The 1,920-nt window shown below is 39.7% G+C and carries 1 protein-coding gene and 1 pseudogene; one reads left to right on the top strand and one right to left on the bottom strand.

Going from position 1 to position 1,920, the window contains the following annotated elements; all coding sequences use genetic code 11:
* Window positions 1–584: GH39 family glycosyl hydrolase (locus PLA23_RS13000; protein ID WP_324475467.1), on the bottom strand; the 584-nt coding region annotated here is incomplete at its 3' end.
* A gap of 379 nt (window positions 585–963) precedes the next feature.
* On the opposite strand from PLA23_RS13000, the pseudogene PLA23_RS13880 reads away from it, so the two are divergent.
* Window positions 964–1,305: pseudogene (locus PLA23_RS13880) on the top strand (cache domain-containing protein); the annotation flags it as partial.
* Window positions 1,306–1,920 lie beyond the last annotated feature (615 nt).

Genomic DNA, 1,920 nt, shown 5'->3' with positions numbered 1-1,920 from the left:
ATTTTTTTTGCGGTTATAGAATATAGTTGAAAAAAATCTTCTCTTTTGTGTGGTTTCGGCCAGAAATGCGTATTATCTGGTTCATTCCAGATTTCAACATATCTAATTCCTGATGAAAAACCATCCCAGAGTCCTTCCCGGTAATGACTTATTACCTTCATCGCTGCATCTGACCAATTTTCATATTCTTGAGGGTCTGGAGGATTAACCATATCATATCCATCTCCTATCCTAAAATATGGTTCAAAACCTCCCTCGATAATTGTGGCAAATGAAGCGTCACTCATGGAAAAGTTATAGCAGGTTCTTATTTCTGGGTTACAGTTCCTGTCCGAGTAGATACTAGACATTGAATGAGCACGATATATGTCATGATTTCGTATTGAGCGTATTCCAATAGAATGATATTGATTGGTAAGAATAGGGTTTTGATGATCTCCAATTGGTGAAGGACCCGCATTTACACCCAGAAGGGGTTTAATTTCACCTGTTATTTCAGAGGGATCAAGTATTATTGTAATCACGTCTCCATCAGCAACCAGGATACAATTCAGCAGGAAACAGAGAATAAAAAACCTATGCATAGAGGTTCCAGTTATAGTAAATCTACAATAAAGCTAAATAAAATTTTGTCCAGATTCTATCTCCAGGATTTTAAGTTGTTTTGATAACCTTGTAATCCCTATAGTCTAAATTAGTACTATCAGTCAGGCTCTGTCAGGATAGAATTTTTTTTATCTAAAATCTAAATTATGGATATCGATGAAAAGCTGGGTTCTCCACGTCCTCCATGCACTTCTGATTCAGATTGGATCTAGTGCAGATGAGAATGCACCATTCTCCCCTCTTAGTCAAAATTTTTACACCTCAGCCGGAGATGTATTCGGCTCACGGGATGATACGGAGTGAGATTACTAGTGAACTTGCTGATATCAGGGAACATAATTTGCGAATGAGAGACAGGAACCAGTCATTAGTAACGTATTCTATCTGGAAGAAGGGTTTTATAGTATCTCCATTAGTTATCCAATTTTCTCTAAACAGGGAGATTATCTTGGATATACTGATGTAACAATTCGTCCGGAGGAGTTCTTCCGACCATTGCTCGATTCTTTTACTGAACAGAGCGGCTATGATGCCTTAATACTGCAAACCGACGGGATAAGAGTGTATGAGACAAATGAGGGGGGTATTAGAAGAAACGTTCTGACAAATCCTCTGTATGAAACATCGGACATACAGAAGGTATCACATGCTATCATGGATAATGAAAAGGGTGCGATTCGAGACACATTTTGGGATTAACAATGGAACAGAAAAATCCCCTTTGAGATGATTTGGGAAACTCTGTCTCTGGATAATCAGGATTGGCGTATTGGTATTGTCAGAAATCTGGTTGAACTGGCTAGGGAGAATTTATCCCGTGCAAGGGATATCACATCCGAAAATTCAATGCAAGCATTCGTAATCTTACTTTTTTTGTTTAGGATGCGGCTGGCCAGGTCATCGGCCAGGAGGGTGCATGTGATATATTCAACAACCTTTCCGGGCCTTAAATAAATGGTGACGGGATTTCTTTGCCTATTCTATGAATAGCACAATTCTTGCCCTTCCCTATTAGCAGGCACTTTTAAGGAAGAAGCGTCCGGATCTGTTTGATGTGAATGGATTTGCAATCATTGCGGCTTAAATAGAGACTGCTCAAAGGCGTGGGTAATTTTTGTATGATGTGTAATCCAAATTCCCGGTAAGAGTATCCGAATCACCTCAAACTCAATTATGTGGATTCTGTCAATGAAGAGCGGGTTGTTGGTTCGGGAATATCTCTCCCTTTGATTGATGCAGAATTTAATGCGAGTGATAGGGATGCCCTTATAAGCCGAGTGAAACAAGCCGTCCGTCATGCAGATCAGGTCGGAA

It is taken from the genome of Methanospirillum sp. (genome assembly GCF_035406105.1).
GTDB lineage: Archaea > Halobacteriota > Methanomicrobia > Methanomicrobiales > Methanospirillaceae > Methanospirillum.
The sequence above is the reverse complement of the archived record's forward strand: the minus strand, read 5'-3'. Positions and strand labels throughout refer to the sequence as shown.